Source organism: Caballeronia sp. AZ7_KS35, from assembly GCF_023631045.1.
GTDB lineage: Bacteria > Pseudomonadota > Gammaproteobacteria > Burkholderiales > Burkholderiaceae > Caballeronia > Caballeronia zhejiangensis.
Genome location: NZ_JALQDV010000003.1, coordinates 151,940 through 168,542, shown reverse-complemented (window position 1 = coordinate 168,542; position 16,603 = coordinate 151,940). Strand labels below are relative to the sequence as shown.

The 16,603-nt window shown below is 61.0% G+C and carries 14 protein-coding genes and 1 tRNA gene; 6 read left to right on the top strand and 9 right to left on the bottom strand.

Annotated features, from left to right (window positions below; translation table 11 throughout):
• Window positions 1-11: 11 nt before the first annotated feature.
• Window positions 12-935 carry a LysR family transcriptional regulator gene (locus NCT05_RS06920; protein WP_250456421.1) on the top strand — a complete coding sequence of 308 codons (924 nt, stop codon included), beginning with the start codon at window positions 12-14 and terminating at the stop codon, window positions 933-935.
• On the opposite strand, the gene NCT05_RS06915 is transcribed toward NCT05_RS06920, so the two are convergent.
• A complete protein-coding gene (locus NCT05_RS06915; protein WP_034472040.1) occupies window positions 915-1,355 on the bottom strand; it encodes a DoxX family protein in 441 nt (146 codons plus the stop codon). The two genes, NCT05_RS06920 and NCT05_RS06915, sit on opposite strands and share 21 nt — an antisense overlap.
• A 103-nt stretch (window positions 1,356-1,458) precedes the next feature.
• On the opposite strand from NCT05_RS06915, the gene NCT05_RS06910 reads away from it, so the two are divergent.
• From NCT05_RS06910 to NCT05_RS06895, 4 genes are all read left to right on the top strand, one after another.
• Window positions 1,459-2,349 (top strand): LysR family transcriptional regulator, encoded by an 891-nt coding sequence (locus tag NCT05_RS06910; protein ID WP_250501983.1) that lies wholly within the window; start codon window positions 1,459-1,461, stop codon window positions 2,347-2,349.
• Window positions 2,350-2,490: 141 nt separating this feature from the next.
• Window positions 2,491-2,901 (top strand): hypothetical protein, encoded by a 411-nt coding sequence (locus NCT05_RS06905; protein WP_175979959.1) that lies wholly within the window; start codon window positions 2,491-2,493, stop codon window positions 2,899-2,901.
• Between the two features lie 89 nt (window positions 2,902-2,990).
• Window positions 2,991-3,067, top strand: a tRNA-Pro gene (locus NCT05_RS06900).
• A gap of 151 nt (window positions 3,068-3,218) precedes the next feature.
• Window positions 3,219-3,839: an SEC-C metal-binding domain-containing protein gene (locus NCT05_RS06895; protein WP_250501982.1), complete on the top strand. Its 621-nt coding sequence runs from the start codon at window positions 3,219-3,221 to the stop codon at window positions 3,837-3,839.
• Between the two features lie 212 nt (window positions 3,840-4,051).
• Here NCT05_RS06895 and NCT05_RS06890 read toward each other — a convergent pair whose 3' ends face one another.
• Window positions 4,052-4,399 carry a hypothetical protein gene (locus NCT05_RS06890; protein ID WP_250501981.1) on the bottom strand — a complete coding sequence of 116 codons (348 nt, stop codon included), beginning with the start codon at window positions 4,397-4,399 and terminating at the stop codon, window positions 4,052-4,054.
• Between the two features lie 110 nt (window positions 4,400-4,509).
• Between NCT05_RS06890 and NCT05_RS06885 the strand changes: the two genes are divergently transcribed.
• Complete coding sequence (locus NCT05_RS06885; RefSeq protein WP_250501980.1) at window positions 4,510-5,265, top strand: DUF6270 domain-containing protein; 756 nt, start codon at window positions 4,510-4,512, stop codon at window positions 5,263-5,265.
• On the opposite strand, the gene NCT05_RS06880 is transcribed toward NCT05_RS06885, so the two are convergent.
• From NCT05_RS06880 to NCT05_RS06855, 7 genes are read right to left on the bottom strand one after another with little or no spacing between them, the layout of a single operon-like run.
• On the bottom strand, window positions 5,262-5,804 hold the full coding sequence (locus NCT05_RS06880; RefSeq protein ID WP_250501979.1) for a 3TM-type holin: 543 nt from the start codon (window positions 5,802-5,804) through the stop codon (window positions 5,262-5,264). The genes NCT05_RS06885 and NCT05_RS06880 overlap by 4 nt on opposite strands.
• Window positions 5,804-6,250 (bottom strand): glycoside hydrolase family protein, encoded by a 447-nt coding sequence (locus NCT05_RS06875; protein ID WP_250501978.1) that lies wholly within the window; start codon window positions 6,248-6,250, stop codon window positions 5,804-5,806. The genes NCT05_RS06880 and NCT05_RS06875 overlap by 1 nt, the downstream gene beginning before the upstream one ends.
• On the bottom strand, window positions 6,247-6,411 hold the full coding sequence (locus NCT05_RS36960) for a hypothetical protein (RefSeq protein WP_350030075.1): 165 nt from the start codon (window positions 6,409-6,411) through the stop codon (window positions 6,247-6,249). The genes NCT05_RS06875 and NCT05_RS36960 overlap by 4 nt, the downstream gene beginning before the upstream one ends.
• 60 nt (window positions 6,412-6,471) lie before the next feature.
• Window positions 6,472-8,715 (bottom strand): putative phage tail protein, encoded by a 2,244-nt coding sequence (locus NCT05_RS06870; RefSeq protein WP_250501977.1) that lies wholly within the window; start codon window positions 8,713-8,715, stop codon window positions 6,472-6,474.
• Entirely contained in the window at window positions 8,712-9,590 is an 879-nt protein-coding gene (locus NCT05_RS06865; protein ID WP_250501976.1) for a hypothetical protein, read from the bottom strand. Before NCT05_RS06865 ends, NCT05_RS06870 begins: the two co-directional genes overlap by 4 nt.
• A 3-nt stretch (window positions 9,591-9,593) precedes the next feature.
• Window positions 9,594-11,075, bottom strand: coding sequence for a hypothetical protein (locus tag NCT05_RS06860; protein ID WP_250501975.1), 1,482 nt, complete (start codon window positions 11,073-11,075; stop codon window positions 9,594-9,596).
• Window positions 11,072-16,579 carry a phage tail length tape measure family protein gene (locus NCT05_RS06855; protein WP_250501974.1) on the bottom strand — a complete coding sequence of 1,836 codons (5,508 nt, stop codon included), beginning with the start codon at window positions 16,577-16,579 and terminating at the stop codon, window positions 11,072-11,074. The genes NCT05_RS06860 and NCT05_RS06855 overlap by 4 nt, the downstream gene beginning before the upstream one ends.
• Window positions 16,580-16,603: the final 24 nt, after the last annotated feature.

Sequence of the window (16,603 nt, the reverse complement as noted above, 5' to 3'; positions counted from 1 at the left end):
GCGGTTCCGAAATGAACGATCTCGATCTCAACCTGATTCCGTACCTCGTCGCCATCGAGGAGACGCGCAACGTGAGCCGCGCCGCCGAGCGGCTCGGGGTGAGTCAGCCGCGCGTGTCGACCGCGCTCGCACGTCTGCGCGAGTACTTCAACGATCCGCTCTTCGTGCGCACCTCGCGCGGCATGGAGCCGACGCCGCGCACCATCGCGCTCGTGCCCGCGGCGCGCGAGGCGCTGGCGCGCATCGAACGCGGCCTGCTCGACCGGCAGCACTTCGATCCTTCGACGAGCACGGAGACGTTTTCGATCGCGCTTTCCGATGTCGGCGAGATCGTCTTTCTGCCGCGCCTCTTGCAGGCCTTCGCGAAGGAAGCGCCGAACGCGAATCTGCGCTCGGTGTCGGCGTCGCATGGCGATGTGGAGCGCGGGCTTGAAGCCGGCGATATCGATCTGGCGGTCGGCTACTTTCCGGACTTGCGCGGCAACAACTTCTTTCAGCAGCGGCTTTTCTCGCACCGGTTCATCTGTCTGATGCGGCGCGATCATCCGTTCGCGAACCAGCCGCTCACGCTCGAACGCTTCATGGAATGCGGCCACGCGGTCGTGCGCGCGGAAGGCCGCAGCCAGGAAGTGCTGGAGAATTATCTCGACAAGGAACGCGTGCGCCGGCGCGCGGTGCTCGAAACGCCGCACTTCATGAGCCTGCCGTTCATCCTGTCGCGCACCGATCTGATCGCGACGGTGCCGCATGCGATCGGCTTCGCGTATGTCGCCGAGCATGCGTCGATCACGCTCGCCGAGCCGCCGCTCGCGTTGCCCCGCTTCGATCTGAAGCAGCACTGGCATCGCAAGTTTCACAACGATGCGCGCACGATGTGGCTGCGCGGCATCGTCGCTTCGCTCTTCAACGACGAGCTAGACGAGTGGCCGAAGTAATGCTCGACGTCGCCGGTCGATGCTCCACGCGCCCGGCCCCGCCGCCGCGATGAACAAATAGATGAACGACAGCAGCACGGCCGGCTCGCCCTGATTCAATAGCGGCAGCAGGAAGTTTCCTTTCGGCGCGTGCCCGATGAAGTACGCGAACGCCAGTTCGCCCGACAACACGAACGCCGCCGCCCGCGTGAACAGGCCGATCAGCACGAGCACGCCGCCGATCAATTCGATGACGCCCGCCACGCCGAGCAGCGAGACGAGCGGCAGACCGTCGAACATCGCGATGTGCGGAACATGGAACAGCTTCGCGCTCGCATGCGTGAGCAGCAGATACGAAGCGACGATGCGCAGCAGCGCGTGAGCGTAGCCGGCGAGCGCCGACGCGTTGGCCGCGGATGGTCGAGTGTGTGTCGCAGACATCGCAAAACTCCAGTGAAGGTAGGTTGCCTGCAGTTTAGGCAGACATCGTCGGTCGATAAATCCGGCTAACATTAGCGTTTTGTTTCCCGGCAGGAAATGATCGATGGATGCTCTCACCAGCTTGCGCGTGTTCCGCGAAGTCGTCGAGGCCGGCAGCTTCGTGAAGGCTGCTGAACGGCTCGACATTTCGACCGCGATGACGAGCAAGCACGTCGCCAATCTGGAGCGCCAGCTCGGCGTGCGTCTCCTGAACCGCACGACGCGTCACCTGAGTCTCACGGAAGCCGGCAACGTCTACTACGAGCAATGCAGCGAGGCGCTCGACATCCTGCAGGCCGCGCAAGCCGCCGTCGGCGTGCAGACGGCGGAGCCGCAAGGCGTGCTCAAGGTCACCGCGCCAGGCTGGTTCGCCAATCGCAACTTCGCGGATCTGCTTGTCGCGTATCAGGCGCGCTTTCCCGGCGTGCTCGTCGATCTGCGGCTGGAGAATCGCTTCGTCGATCTCGTCGAGGAAGGCTACGACATGGCGATTCGCGCCACGTCGGAGCCTTCGCCCTCGCTGATCGTCAGGCCGCTGTGCAAGATGCCGTTCGTGCTCGCGGGTTCGCGCGCGTATCTCGAACAGCACGGCAAGCTGCGTCATCCGGATGATGTCGCGCGTCATCGCTTCGTGTTGCCGACCTACACGAATATCGATTCCGTCACGTTGACGGGCCCGGACGGCGCGTTTACCGTGAAGAACCAGGCGGTGCTCAAGACCAACGATACGTCGATGGCGCTACAGCTCGTGCGCGCCGGACTCGGGCTCGCATACTTTCCGGCGTGGATCGTCGAGCCGGAATTGGCGTCGGGCTCGCTCGTGCGCGTGCTGCCGAGCTATTCGGCGTTCGCGCCGTCCGTGTATGCGGTGTACACGAGCCGCAAATTCATGACGACGAAGGTGCGGACGTTCATCGATTTCCTGTCGGAGTCGCTGGCCGATCGGCCAATCTGATTAGGATTACTCTTATTTTTGCGTCGAGACTTGCGTGTAATCATCGCGCTCGCTTCCGGAAGCGGGCGCTCCAGACGCAACATAAATCCATCTTGCGCGCCGCCGGGATCGTCCCTTCTACCCATACGCGAGGCGCGCGACATGCATTTTCCGTGGCTTCCCTTGATTTTTATCCTGAGTTTGCTGGGCGTGACGCTCTTCGTCTGCCGCACGTTGAATGCGAGCGAACGCGCTCTGAAGTGGAACGGCGCCTTGATCTTTCTGTGTCTGTGCGGCGCGGCCATGGTGCTGGACTTCACGTTGACGATGATCTTTGCGTCCGCCGGCTTCGATGAGCGCACGGCGTACGACACTTTCGGATCGCGCATCGCGTGGACGGAGCGCATCGCCACCTATCTGATTCCATGCGCGATTTCGTTGCTTCTGGCTTTGAGGTTCCGCAGGCGTCAGCGCTTCGCGCTGGAAGTCTCGCCTGAGCGGGCGTCGGCCGAGCGCGAGGATTCGGTGAAGATCCAGACGTCGCCGTACACGCAGTCGGAACTGACGCTCTGACGCATTGCGAGTGAATTTTGTGAGTGCAACAGCGAAATTGTTGGAAGCAGTTCTACTATTCGTTTCTCTCTGATATACTTTCGCTCTTTCGGGGCGTAGCGCAGCCTGGTAGCGTACCTGCATGGGGTGCAGGTGGTCGGAGGTTCAAATCCTCTCGCCCCGACCAGACACAAACCCGCGTCAGTTAAGGCTGGCGCGGGTTTTTTTAAGTGCTTGAATTTTAAGCATTCGCATGTCCGTATTAGAAGATTTCTAATATTCTTCGAGGCAAAAGCGACGCAAAGGCCTCTTGTGATGACGCGCACACGATAGCTCCTATGGCCAACATTCCTGCAATTTGCGAGCGCTGCGGCACCGTCTTCGCGCCGCATGGAATTGGAATGAGCGATGGAACCAAACACATCACAGTCATCGGTGGGACTGTGGATGGCTGCCCGAAGTGCGGCGGCGTTGGGCACTTTGTCGGCGGCACGTATGCCAGCGTGGAGACGGTACGCGAGGTAGTGCAGCTACTCACTGCTCCGGGAACGCGACGCGAGCAACTCGAACGAGTTGCGGAGATTTTGAAGAGTTCCGAGGTGAAGCCTCGGGGCGAGATCGAGGCACAGCTGAGCGAAGCAGGCCCAGTTGGAAAGCGCTTGGTGCAGTGGACAGAAAAGCATGGTGGGCTCGCAGGCTGGATAGGCGTAGTACTGACTGCCATCCAGCTGGTAGCGCCACTGTTTCAACATTCCGTTAGCGAAGCGGACGTCGAGCGCATCGTGAACGAGCGACTGCTTCAGGCTGTGCCTGCTCAACGAGAGCGCGCAGACACTTTCCCGGCCGCTCGCCCAATGAAGCTCCGGTCGCAGGAAACGCAGTCACAGAATTCGCCGTGCTCTTGTGGAAGCGGCAAGAAATTCAAACATTGTCACGGCAGAAAGCGCTGGCTTCTGTAGCTCTTTTTCAGCATCAGCCGGGAGGCGAAACGCGCTTCTGGTGCAAAAACTACCGGTATCGCAAAGAGCCCTGAACGGGAACTCCTGGGCGCAACGCTCACGCGACTTCGAACTGGGCGACCACGTAACGCCATGCCAGAGAACGGCTGTGCGTTCTGGGCACGGGAGACGGGTTCCGACGATGAAAAGCAATGTCGAGCGCCGCCCATCTTTCAGGACCCACAAAGCACCGCGATAATCGGCCCTTGATAGTGGCCCGCGGCGGCTGAAATTGCAGCTGATGAGATGGCCGGGAGGACGACATCGAGGACCATGTAGCGGTCCCACTGCCAAGGAAACCAGCCGACCGTCCAAGTGTCGACGTGCGTTTGCCCTGGCTTCTCCGCATCGATCTCAGCCTCCAATTTCTTGCGCGACCAGTACCAGACGACGACGGCGAGCGCGCCGACGCGGAAGTCGAACAACAGCCCAACTGGGACTTGAATAAAAAGCCCCTCAGCGCAATGCGATAGAGACATTCGCCAGCGCGCCGCGGCTATCCACGACATCAGTCTTTCCATCAAGCTCTTTCTCCCTTTCAGATTGAGCAGCCTTCGCGCTTCCATAAAAATTACAAGGCATTACAATTCGGGTGCGAAACACTCGGAATCACAATCGGAATTACATTGCCATGTCCGACACAACGAAACCTCGAATCCTTGTCTTGGGCAGTTGCGTGTCACGCGATGTGCTCAACTACACGGAGGCCGGCGAATTTGAGCTCGTTCGATATTTGGCGCGGACGTCAGTCGCAAGCTTATTCGCTAAGCAGCCGTTTGCCGACACTTTCAGCAAGCGCCTCGAATCGCCGTTCCAACGGCGGTTGGTCAATCTCGATATTACAAAGTCCGCGCGCCGGGAGATCGAGGCAATTGGTTCCGACTTTATCCTGATGGACCTTATTGATGAGCGGTTCGATCTCATCGAAGTCGGGTCAGGCCAGCTATGCACCGCGTCCTTGGAATTTTTAAAAAGCGGTGCGCTGAAGGAAATACCCTCCTTCAAAAGGATCGCTTCCGGATCTGACGAGTGGTTTCGCCGCTGGAAGAGCGGCTGGAATTCGCTCGTGAATATGCTTATCCAGCACGACAGGTTAAAAACTGTCCGCGTCAATATGGTGTTCTGGCAGAAGGAGACATCGGATGGCGCCACATTCCCGAACCAAACGAACGACCAAATCAACGCGGCGAATGATGCGCTCGCGACGATGTACGCCATCATGGCGAACGACCTCGCGCCGCATCAGTTCTTCGAGTACGAGGATGGATTGATGCAGTGCGCGTCAACGCATCGCTGGGGACCTGCTCCGTTTCACTACTCCGATGCGTTCTACCTTAAGGCCGCCGATAAACTTCGCGCGGCGACCCTTCACGCTCAACTAGCCTAACCACGACTGTCGGATTGTACGCGGGGATCTGCTTGCGCTTTTCCGCGAAAGAACGAGGCGACACCCAGAACCGCCGCGATCGTCAGCGTCATATCAGCCGACAACGTGACCGGCTGCACATGAAAGAGCGGCAGCACGAACAGCGAGCCCACGTAGAGGCCAAACATAAAGCCGATGAACGGACGCCACGTGTATGACGGCCAGTGATCAGCCTTCGCTTCAGCCTGCATCGTCTCGTTGACATCCCCGATTGCGCTCGATGCGGCTTCAATCTCCTTCTGTGCGGTCGCCGCGCTGATCTGCGCCATCGCTACCTTGAAGTCGTTGTCCGCCTTCTGAAGCGCCGCGATTGCGTCGGGCGACAGGCCCGCCTGAATCGCCTGCGTCACCTGGTCGGTCGTTCCATCCTCATGCCCGAGAACTGCGCCGCTCACCGCACGCAACGCGGCACCCGCCACCATCCCCGCAGGGCCGCCGACTACGGACAGCGCGGTCGCCAACGTCGGTGCAACGCCCCCGAGTATCGATTTCCAATCCATCACGCCCCCTTACGCATCATATCGGCCAGACGATTTGCCCGGACTTTCACTTGAGTAGCCCAAGCGGAATTCAACATCCCGTCAGCGGCCGCATCGAATTTTCCTTGGCGCATCGCAGCTAGCGTGTTGCGGAATCCGAGCAACTTCGTGATGCCCAGATTGAACGCCATGTTAGCGAGGACGCGCTGACGCACGTCGTTGAGATCGCTCCACCACGGCAGGCTGCGATCGAGGTCGCAGAACACGTCCGCCAGATCATCATCGAGCAGCGAGTTCACTTGGACGTCGTTTAGTGGACATTTCCAGCCGGTCGGCAACGGCTTCGCCTGCAGGTTGTGCCCTACGCCGACAGTCGGGATCCCCTTCGTGTCGTTGTAGGTTGAATAGCGCACGCCCTCGTCCCGCCGCAGCTCCGCGATCAACTTCTGTAGGTTTTCAGCTCTCATTGGCGCACCAGCTTGTCTCGCACAAGCACGTAAATTTGGAGAGTGGTGTAGATCAACGTCAGGATCATCACGACGTCAGCGATGTGAATGCCGCGGAGGTAGGCTCCGACAATCGAAACGGGCGGCGCAGTCTTCAAGACAGCGGATGCGGCATCTCTCATTGGGGTTCCAGAAATGAAAAAACCGCCCGAAGGCGGTTATAAGAAGAGCCTGGTGCAACCTCAGATTCGCATCAGGTTTTCGCAGAACATCGTCACGCTCAGCAGCTTTGAGGCGTTGCTATTAGTGACGGTTACGGTAAGCACGGCACCTGAGATCGAAGCCGCTACGCTGAAATTGCTCGCGTTATTGGTCGCCAGCTTGCTCAGTGGCGAGACCGTGCAGACAGGCGTGCCGCTTTCGTCCGAGATGAAGACATCGAACTTCACATAATCGTTTGCCGGCGTATCGCCGGACCGACACAGACAGCGGAAAGCGAAGGCCGTCATCGCGAATTGCGTCAACGCTTGATACGTCGTGAAAGCGAAATTGGCTGACGCGCCTGCGGCAATGTTGGTTTGCGTGACGGAGGGCAACTTGATGACGCCCTGGGCGATATTCATACCGGGCAGGTTCGTCTCCGTCTGAACACCGGTCCAGATGAAATCGTTGTTGTAGGCATTGACCCCTGCAGAGCTTCCCGACAACGAACAAGGAATGCCCCCCGTCACGTTATCGTGCAACTTCACACTTGAGCTTGCCTGCAACTGCGAGAAGTTGCAGAAGAAGCTGGGCGCACCCGACAGTCGATTCCCTGAGATCGTCCCTTTGGTGAAGTACTGATCGGTTTGAATTGCCTGTGTTCCTGATGTCGTGAACGTATTGTCCTTGAAGTCCACATTCATCGACCCGCTCACATACGTCGGGCCGAAGGTCATCACTTGTGCAGACCGAGCAGTGTTGTTCTGGAAGTAAGCCGTGGTGACCGGGCAAACTTCTGTCGCGTACTGAGCGCCCATTGCCGGTGCGGCGTTCTCGCTACTAGCCTTCAGGATGCCTCGCACCGAGTTCCCGTACACAGTCACTGAGGCCGAATCGTCAACCCAGATCGAAGCGTAGATCTCCACCGTCGATTCAAATGTGTTTCCGGAAACAGTCGCATTTGCGAGCGGGCAGTTCTCGATCTCGACCGCACCCCACGCGCTGCTTTCGTCGTAGTTGCCGATGACCCTGATGTCACGGCAGTCGCGAGTGAAGTTATAAGACGAGCAGTTCTGGCCGTTGTACGTCTCACACCCCATGACGAGACATCCATACACGGACTGGTGTTGGAAGTGCCCCGAATTCTGTCCTACCGGCGCGGTCGATTTACAGAAAAGGATCTTCGTGTTGTAGATCGGGTTCTGCAGGTGCTGCGCGTCTGCGTTCGGCACCGGATCGAGGATGCCGAGGAAGTCGACCGAATAGAAAAATCCGTTGAACGTGCAGTACTCGAACAGGAAGTCCCTGAGCGTAAGGGTCGTGCTGTAGACGATGAAGCACGCCGTCGAACTGCCATTTAGGGAGCCGGAGAATTGGCAGTCAAGATGCCGCGCCGTGAAGCCCGACTGTTTGATGAGGGTGACCTGCTGAACAAGCAGACCGCCATTCGGCGAGCGCGTGCCTTGCCAGGTGACATTCGGCGTATTCACGACAACGCCGTTCAGCACGAAACGTCCGCCTGCGACGCCCGCCGGCGCGGCCGAGAAGTACAGAGTGCCCCCGCCGGCTGCCGCGAGCGCGGCGGTCGCTTTGTTCACCGCGGCGGTATCGTCGGTGCTGCTATCGCCCTTTGCGCCGAACTGACGCACGTCGAGAGAACCATTGAACACCAGCTTCCACCGCCCGCCATCGGTCGCAACGATGATCGAGCCGCCGTTGTCCGCACTCGTCGTATCGCTCGCGTCGTACCGATACGCGCCGCCGCCTCCATCACCGGCCCCGTAGTAGCCGGTCACAAATGCGCGCTGGTAATACGTGTGATTCAGAGCACGCAGCGTTGCGATCGAATCCACGACCCTGCTCAAACCCGCCTTTATGAGATCACCGAAGATGCTACCGTCCGGCAGCGCCGACGAGCCGATGTGATCCCACACCATAGCCGACTCGTCGGTGCCGACCTGGAGCACCTTCCGGGCGTTGCTCGCCAGCAGTGGGATATGGACGGTCGCGGCGTCAGCATGCGCGGCGGCAGCCGAAGCGGCGGCGGACGCGCGGTCGCTTGCCGCCTGCGCTGCGCTGGCCGCTGCTGCCGCCGCAGAGGCAGCAGCGGCGTCACTCGAACCGCTCGAACCGCCTGCATTCTCAATGGCGATCTGCACTGTGGCGACGGTCTCTTGCAGCATCGGAAGCAAGAATTCGGTATGCCCGCCATTGAGCATGTCGCGGCCGGTGCTGCCGTCATCGGAATACGAATTTCCGGTAAGCGGGAAGGTAACTTGACTCATCGGATTTCCTCGAGCTCGTACGCGTTCGTGTGGTTGTTTAGGAAAGACAACTGCAGGGGATTGATCTGGCGCATACGCGCGAGAAAGGAATGACGAAGGAGATTGATCGGGTCATCGTGGTCGAATGCGAACATCAGTTCTTGATCGACCCCGGCCGCGCGCTGCATCTCGAATATGCGGCCGTACGCTTCGTCATCAGACAGAGCGTCGAAGGAGAATTTCTGCACTCGCCGCCCGGTCTTGCGATCGAAATACGGTGTGCCGTCAACCGCGCGATCCATCGTCGTGTCGAACTCCCAGCCGAGCGACGCGCCGTAGCTCGCGTTGATTTTTGGCGTCCACGCTTGCGACACGAACACCCGGCCAAATTCGAGGTACCCATCGAGGTTCGCTTCGTCGTCGAATTCGAAGCGGATATACCGTCCGAAGACTGGCGTCTTCGAGATGCACAAGATCAGCGCCGGATAGCTCTTCCGCTGATCTTCGGGAAGACGACCATCCCACCAGTTCGGATCTTCCCAGTCGAGCATCGACGGACTGTAGAGCCGAGGCCATGCCTGCCGCCAGACCGAGCCCGAGATCGGATCGCTGACATTCGAATCGAACAAGGTCGTCGCGAAGTCCGGAGTACGCGAGACGCGAACCCGATACCGCCCATTCAGAGACATGTTGTGCCGGACCATCGCGAACATGGAAAGCTTGCGCGGAATGCCGAGGTCTACATCGAATTGCGCATCGACCTTCAATGCCGTCGTGCTGCGCGCCACGCGCGACAGTCGAGCATCCTGTAAATTTGTAAGCGGCACCTGCCACGAACCACCGGACAGCGTTGCGACATCCGTCTGGTTCGGGAAGCCGAGCATGATTTTCGCCATCCACTATCCCCATAAAACGAGCGCTGCGCGCCCGTGCGCGAAGCCGCTGTTGATGCCGATCACGCGCAGTAACTTGCCCTGCAGCCCGAATCGCGGCGTGTCGAGCGCCACGACATCACCGAGATCAACCGCGCCCAGCTCGCTCACCGGAATGTCGACGTCGAGCGTAAGACGTCGCGTGCCGTACAAAGCAAGACGCCGCTGCGATTCCGCAACGGCGTCTGATTCACTGCTGAGCCCGGTATCGAAGCTCAATTCGTCTGCGTGGGGCCATGGCACCTTGATCGTCGCGTCATCCTGCACCGACGACCGGTATTCGAGCGCGAGCCACGCGGCGGTACGCGCAGCCGATCCAGCAACGTCGGTCTGGACGGTGTAATTGCGCGCGTAGTTGATCGTAACGCTCCAGGCCGGCACGCCTGCGTAGCGGATGCTCAGCGCCATCTGCGTCTCTTGCCCCCACGTCGCGCGCGGGCTTCCGGCTGGCGCCTCTAGTCGTCCCATCCGAAGACGACTGAGCCGGTCGAACCCGTACCAAGCGCCAATCGATCCGGCGACGAGATCCATAAGCTCTTGCGGCGTCGCGTCCGAGTCGGCCCAAACGCCCACCGTCGCGCCGTTCGTCGCATTCAGCGCGGCTGCGTCCGTCAGCGAAAGATCAGCGTCGGGGACCGCGGCATCGTGGGCGATCGCGAGCAAGATGTCCGCCGCGCGAACCGCAGAGCTGCTCGCGTCGCACGTCACCGTGCCAACCGGCGCGGCGCCGAGCCGGAAATACCCGGCGAAGCACCGAATCGAACCCGCTGCCGGTGCAGTCGCGAGCATATCGGCGACGCTCGCATAGTCCGTCGCGCGCGTCAGCGCCACGCCGTTGTCGTATGCGGCGCTCACCGTGCACGCGGCGTCGCTCACCTGGTAGATGAGCTTCGATGTGTTCACGCAGAGAGCCGAGACATTCTGTACGGCGCCATACACACGCGGCTTCACGCGATCCTTAAGATCGTCCTTCGTCCCCTCGATACCGTCTGGCAGCACGTTATTGCCGAGATACTTCGGACGGTTGCCGATCGTCAGATCGGCGAGGCGATCTTCGATCACTATCGAGACGCCGGAGTCTTGCACCGACACATCGGACAGAGTCCCGGTCATCACGACAGTCCACTCCGCATAGGGCGTTTCGACGTCGTCGCTCATCTTCACGACGAATCGTCGACCGGAGAACGCGTAGTCTGTCGCGAGGGCGTCTAGATGACCGTCCTCATTGACCAGAAGGACGTTGCCCACGGTCACTTTCGTTGCTCCGGATGTGGCCGCGCCGTCGAAGAGAAGCCTATCGAGCGTCGGCGGCGTCTTGATAACCGGATCGAAATAGACATTCGGCGGCATATCGTCAGGCCGGGTTGTGAAACCGGCTTCCGAGAAATACAGCGTTTTCACTGTCCCCGAGGGCAGGTGATACGCATCAGCTTCCATCGCAATGATCATGCTTGCCCTGGCCTCTTTTGCTGTTGTAGCAGCGCGGTTTGCTGATCCATCCGCTGCGCATCGTCCTTCGCCTGCGTGTCGGCCTGCTGCAGCCGCGCCGCAAGCAATTTCGCGATCACTTCAGTCTGCTTCGCGTTCTGCTCGCGCTGCGCCTTCAGCTCGGTCAGCAATGCGTCGGTATCGCGCTGCTGATAACGCGCAAGATCGACCGCTGGCACCGAAACCGACGCGCCGCTAAGCGCGGTATCGGCCTGCTTTGCTTCTGCTGCCGTAAGCACGCGCTCGCCTTGGTGAAGCTCGGCGATATAGCCGTCGAACGGCACCCGATACAGACCGCCTGCGTGCGAGCCGTCCACCGGCGTGCCGGTCTTATACGCTTCGAGCGCCTGCGCCAGCGTGATGACGGAATCGTTGATGTCGATGATCCCGGCGACCTGCTGCTTCATCAGGTCGAGCTGCTGATCCGCGTTTGACTTTGCGGCGTCGATGGAGTCCAACACGCTCGCCAGATCCGACTGGTACTGCGACGAGCTCGCGTTGTACGCCTTCGATGCGCTGAGGAAGTCTTGCGCCGCCTGCGTCAGGCCACCCTGCGCCGTCGTATCGCCCGCATTGGCCTTGGCGAGAAGATCCTGATAAGTCGCCTTCGCGCTGTTGTATTGCGTCTCCGGAGACAAATCGGCCAAATCGCCAGACACCAGCGACGCACGGAACGACACAAGCTGATCGCGGAACGTCGTGAGCGCTTGGGACTGCGTGTCGTAGGCCGTCTTGATGGCGGTTTCAGCCGCCGTCGCAACAGCATCGAACGCAGGAGCAAGGTTCAGGAGCGAGACGTATGCCTTCTGCCCCGCATCGGTCGACAAATCGAGCGACTCGACGAGATCCTTAAACTGATCGCGGGTGTTGATGCCCGTGTAGCCCAGCGCACTCATCTGGTCCGCAAGCGACTTCGCCTGGTCGACCACCTGCGTACCCGCATCCGTGAAGTGCTGATAGAAGTACGAGGTGCTCGAATTCAGCGAGTCGATACCGCCCGCGAGCTGGATGATGTTGTACTTAGCGTTGGTCGACGCATTCTTCAGGTTGTCGAAATCACTTCCGAGATTCTTGAACGAGTCGAACATCGACTTCAACGCGCTCAGCTCGTTGACAAGCGCAGTGATGTCCGTCGCCGACATCGTCGACGCATCGACACCGCTCAGCAAATCCGCATACGGCGTATCGAGATTCGCCTTCTTCAGCGAGGTGATGATCGAGCGCTGCAGCTGCAAGCTGAAGTCGTCCAAGACGGTGGCAGAGTCCTTGACGCCACTCAAATCCTGACGATCGGGGTACCAGTCCGATCCGTTCGTAAAACCAGCAGATACGAACGAATTTCCCTTGCTTGGGCTGATCTCGTAGCTCGCCTTGTATTGCCCAAGGCCCGAGATGTCGCCGCCGAGTTGGCTCGCCATCGACTGAATCGTCGAATACGTAGCGTTGATCTGCTGAGTGACCTGATCGGCTCCCGGATCGCCGCCGGACGGCCCGGCAAACTTCGTCGCTGTCGTACCATCCGACGTGTACGAAGCGCCGTAGCGCGTCTCGCCACCGCCAATCAGCGAGCCGAGCGCGGAGCCGAGCACCATGCCTGCGATTGCACCAATCGGTCCAGCAAGCGAGCCGAGCGACGCGCCGATGGTCGTGCCTGCCACAGCAGTCGATGCACCGAGCGCGAGACCGCCCATCGCGCCGAGCGAGCCGCCAAGGCTGGAATAGCCCTTGTTGCCGAACAGCGCGCCGCCGGCCAGGCCACCGAGCAGACCAGCACCGCCATACATCAGGCCAGCGCTCGACCCAAGCGTGCCGCCGAGTCCGAGACTTCCGCTGGTGCTGCCCGCTGTGAAGCCGTAAGCATTCGCGCCCAGCGACGCGCCGTAAGTGCCAGCGCTCGCCGCCACGTCGCCACCGATCGCACCGCTCAACCCGCCGAGCGTCGCCCCGCCGGCCGACAGCGCGCCAGAACTAGCGCCAGCGATGGCAGCAGATCCAAGCGCCGTCGACGCGCCGCCGTATCCCTGAATCCAGTTCACGACTGTGTCGTAGGCCTTCGACAGCTTCTGGTACGTGCCGTACGGGTTCTGCAGCAGGCTCGTCATCGGGCTGTTCGGATTCTGCTGCGCGTACGCTTGCGCGCCGCCCGGGTACATCATCGATGCCGCGCCACCCGCGATCGGCGAAATGATCGGCTGCAGTACGAGCGTCTTGAACATCGCCTTAAGCGAATCGACCAGTTGCTGCCCGAAGCTCTTGCCGCTGTTGAAGCCATTCATCAGCGCGTTGGTGATGCCCGACTCGATGGAGTTTGCGGCGCTCTTCCAGTCCTGCACGGCCTGATCTGCCGCCTTCTTCACCGCCTCCTTCTGATCGAGAATCGCCTGGTCGTCGGCGACGCCGTGCAGCGCTGCCGCAAGCTGCTTCGCCTTCGTGATCGCGTCATCCCACGGCTGCGTGTCCGCGAGATCGTTCTGCATCAGTGCGATCGCGCGGCCCTGCTCCAGCGCGGCCACCGTATCGTCCGCGCGCGACGCCTTTAGGGCATCGATCGCGGCCTTGCCCATACCGAAGGTGTCGATCTGATCCTTCAGCGACTGGTCCTGCTGATTAGCGGCGTCGATCTGCTTCTGCATCACATCGAGCTGCGACTGACCATACTTCTGCCAGAGCTCGTCTTCCTTCGCAGCCGATTCCGCGATCGCGTTGAAGAATTGCTCGGTCGCCTTCGATGCCTTCGCCTGATCCTGGCGGATCTGGTTATTGATCTGCGCTCGCTGCTGCGCGCTCAGCTTCTGATCGTTGAGACCCTTCGAGAGAACCGCCGCCTCCTTGTTGTAGGCGTCGATCTCATCGGTCGCGCGCTGCGCGATCAGGTCCCGCGACTGCTGATAGTAGGAGGCGATGCTGATGCCGCCACCCTTGAACAGCGTGTCGAGTTGCTTCTCCGCAGCAGTGACCGCCGCGATCTGCTCCGCGAGCGCATCCTTGATTGCCTGCACATCGCCGGTCAGCGCAGTCCGGTCGACAAGGCCAGCGCCACGCGTGCTGCTTTTCTTGTCCTTGTACTTGTCGTCGATCTTCGCTTCGTCCGCAAGCTGCTGATCCGCACTCAGACCGAGCGGCGTCGCGATCGTATCGATGTAGGTCTGGATCTCCTTTGCCCGCTTTTCAGCAGGCGTCGCAAACTGCGAATTCCACGTGTCATACGAACGCTTCGCGTCGATGACTTCCTGATTGTGGCGATCCGCCGCAGCTTTCTCCCGCGCCTTCGCCAGCGCGTCGTTGTAGCTGCCGATGGCCTTCTGCAGTTCGGCCTCGTCGCTGTCGTCCCACTGACCGATCGGCAGGCGCGCCGCCTTGTTCGCCTGCAGGCGTGCGACCACTTGGCCGGGCGTCGCGGTCGCGCCGAACGTGCCCACCGCCTCGATCGCTTCTGAGATCGCGTTTCGGATGTCGCGCCAGCCCTGCAGGATGATGCCTTCATTCTTGGCGATGTCCTGCGTGCGCTCTTCCATCGCCTTCGAGAAGGCTTCGACGGCGACTTGCGCGGCGCCCGTCGCGTCACCCTGCTTTTCGAGGGCCGTGATCTGGTCGTAGGTCGAGACCGTCAGGAAGTGATACTGCTCATTGAGCGTCTGGGCCGCCTTCGCGGGATCCTTGGCCAGCTGGCCGAACATCTCGACCATCTTATCGACGGATACGCCCATGTACGTCGCGGCGTCCGCCGTCGCCTGGCCGATCTGTCCGATTTCGTCCGCAGTCAGGCGACCAGTCGCTGCCAGCTTGGTGATAGCTTCGGTAGCGACATTGATGCTCGCTCCGCCGGCAGTCGCCTGCTGCGCCATGTCGCGAAGCCCGTCGACCGTCGTCCCGGCGTAGTCGCCGGTCATCACCAGCGCCCGGTTCATCTCGTCGAGCTGCGATTGCACATGGACGGTGGCGGCCACGAAGCCGCCAACAGCCGCGGCGACGCCGAGAATTGCGACGCCGGTCGGCGAAGCCACCTTGCCGAGCAAGTCCATCTGTTCCGCGAGCACCATCGCGCTCTGCTCGAATCGACCGAAGTTTCCGGTCGCGAGATCGTTCGCCAGGCGCAGCATCTCCGTGCGCGCCGCTTTCGTGTGCGTACCAAAGCCGTCCATCGCCTTCGCGCCGTCGTTTGCGCCGTTCGCGATTTCGGCGAGGCCTGCCTTACTGGCATTGATGTCGGCGAGCGACTTCTTGTAGTCGGCCATCGACACCTGACCAGACTTCATCGCTTTCTCAAGCGCGGCTTCTTGCTGCGCGAGATTGCGAAGCTGCACCGATGCCTTGTCCGCTTCGATACCGGCCAGCGTCTTCGAATACTGCTCCGCCGACACCTGGCCGTTCTTGAATGCGTCTTCGAGGATTGCCTGATCGGCCGCCAGCTTGCGCGCGGCGGCGTCGATCGGGTCGTAACGCCCGGTCAGCGAACTCAATTGCTGCGCAAGACGGTCCTCGTCCTTCCACAGCTGCGCCGTCGCGGCGTCGTACTGCTCGACAGTCACCTTGCCCTTCGCCATCAGCAGATCGAGGCGCTGGAACTGCTGATAAAGCGCGTCGAAGCTGGTGGTGCCCTGCGCGGCCGATGCGCGGAATTGATCCATCGCTTCATTGACCGCCGCAAGCTCACGCGTCGTCGACGACATCGCGGCGGTCTGCGCCGTCAGGTTCGAGCGCACCTGATCCGCCGACGCGCCGAGCGCGCCAACGCCACCCGCGCCCGTCGCGGCAGCGCTCGCGGTTGCGGTCATTGCCGCTTGCACTTCGCGCGAGCGCGCGACCATGTCGCTGATGCGCGCCGCGGCCTGCGCCTCCGTCTCACCGAATGCGTTCACCGCAGCCGACGCACTCACCGTCGACTCGCGCAGCGCCCGCAGGGCGGCCTGCTCGCGGTTGATCTGTTCAATGAACGGCGCAGCCGATTGCGAGATGCCGAGCTTCGCGGCTTGATACGCGAGCACTTCGGTCTTGGTCATTCCGAAGGTGGCGGCCTCGTCTTTGAGCGCCTGCGCCTCGCTTTGCAGCGTCTGCATGAACTTCTGCGCGGCCTTGTCGACGTTCGACATCGAGTCGGCAGCCGCGTCTTGCTTCGCGCGTGCGGCGTCCAGTTGCGCGAGATACGGACTGAGCGCATCGGTCGGGATGCCGCGCTGCGAGGCGAGCGCCTCATAGTAGGCGGAGCTCGACTTGCTCCCGGCCTCCATCGCCGCGGTCGTGCGCTGGATCGACTGGATCATGCTGCGCGTCGCGGCCTCGACCTTCGATGCCGAATTCGCGCCGCCGCTGCCGATCGAATCGACTGCCTTGCCTGCCGTATTGCCTTGCGTGACGACGGCTTGCGCCATCTCGCGCGCACTGTTCTTTACGTCTTCGAAGCCTTGGCGGGCTTCGGTCGCATCCACACTTACGCCCAGCTGGATTTTACGATCGTCAGTCGCCATGCTTTCTCACTCGCAAAGACCTGC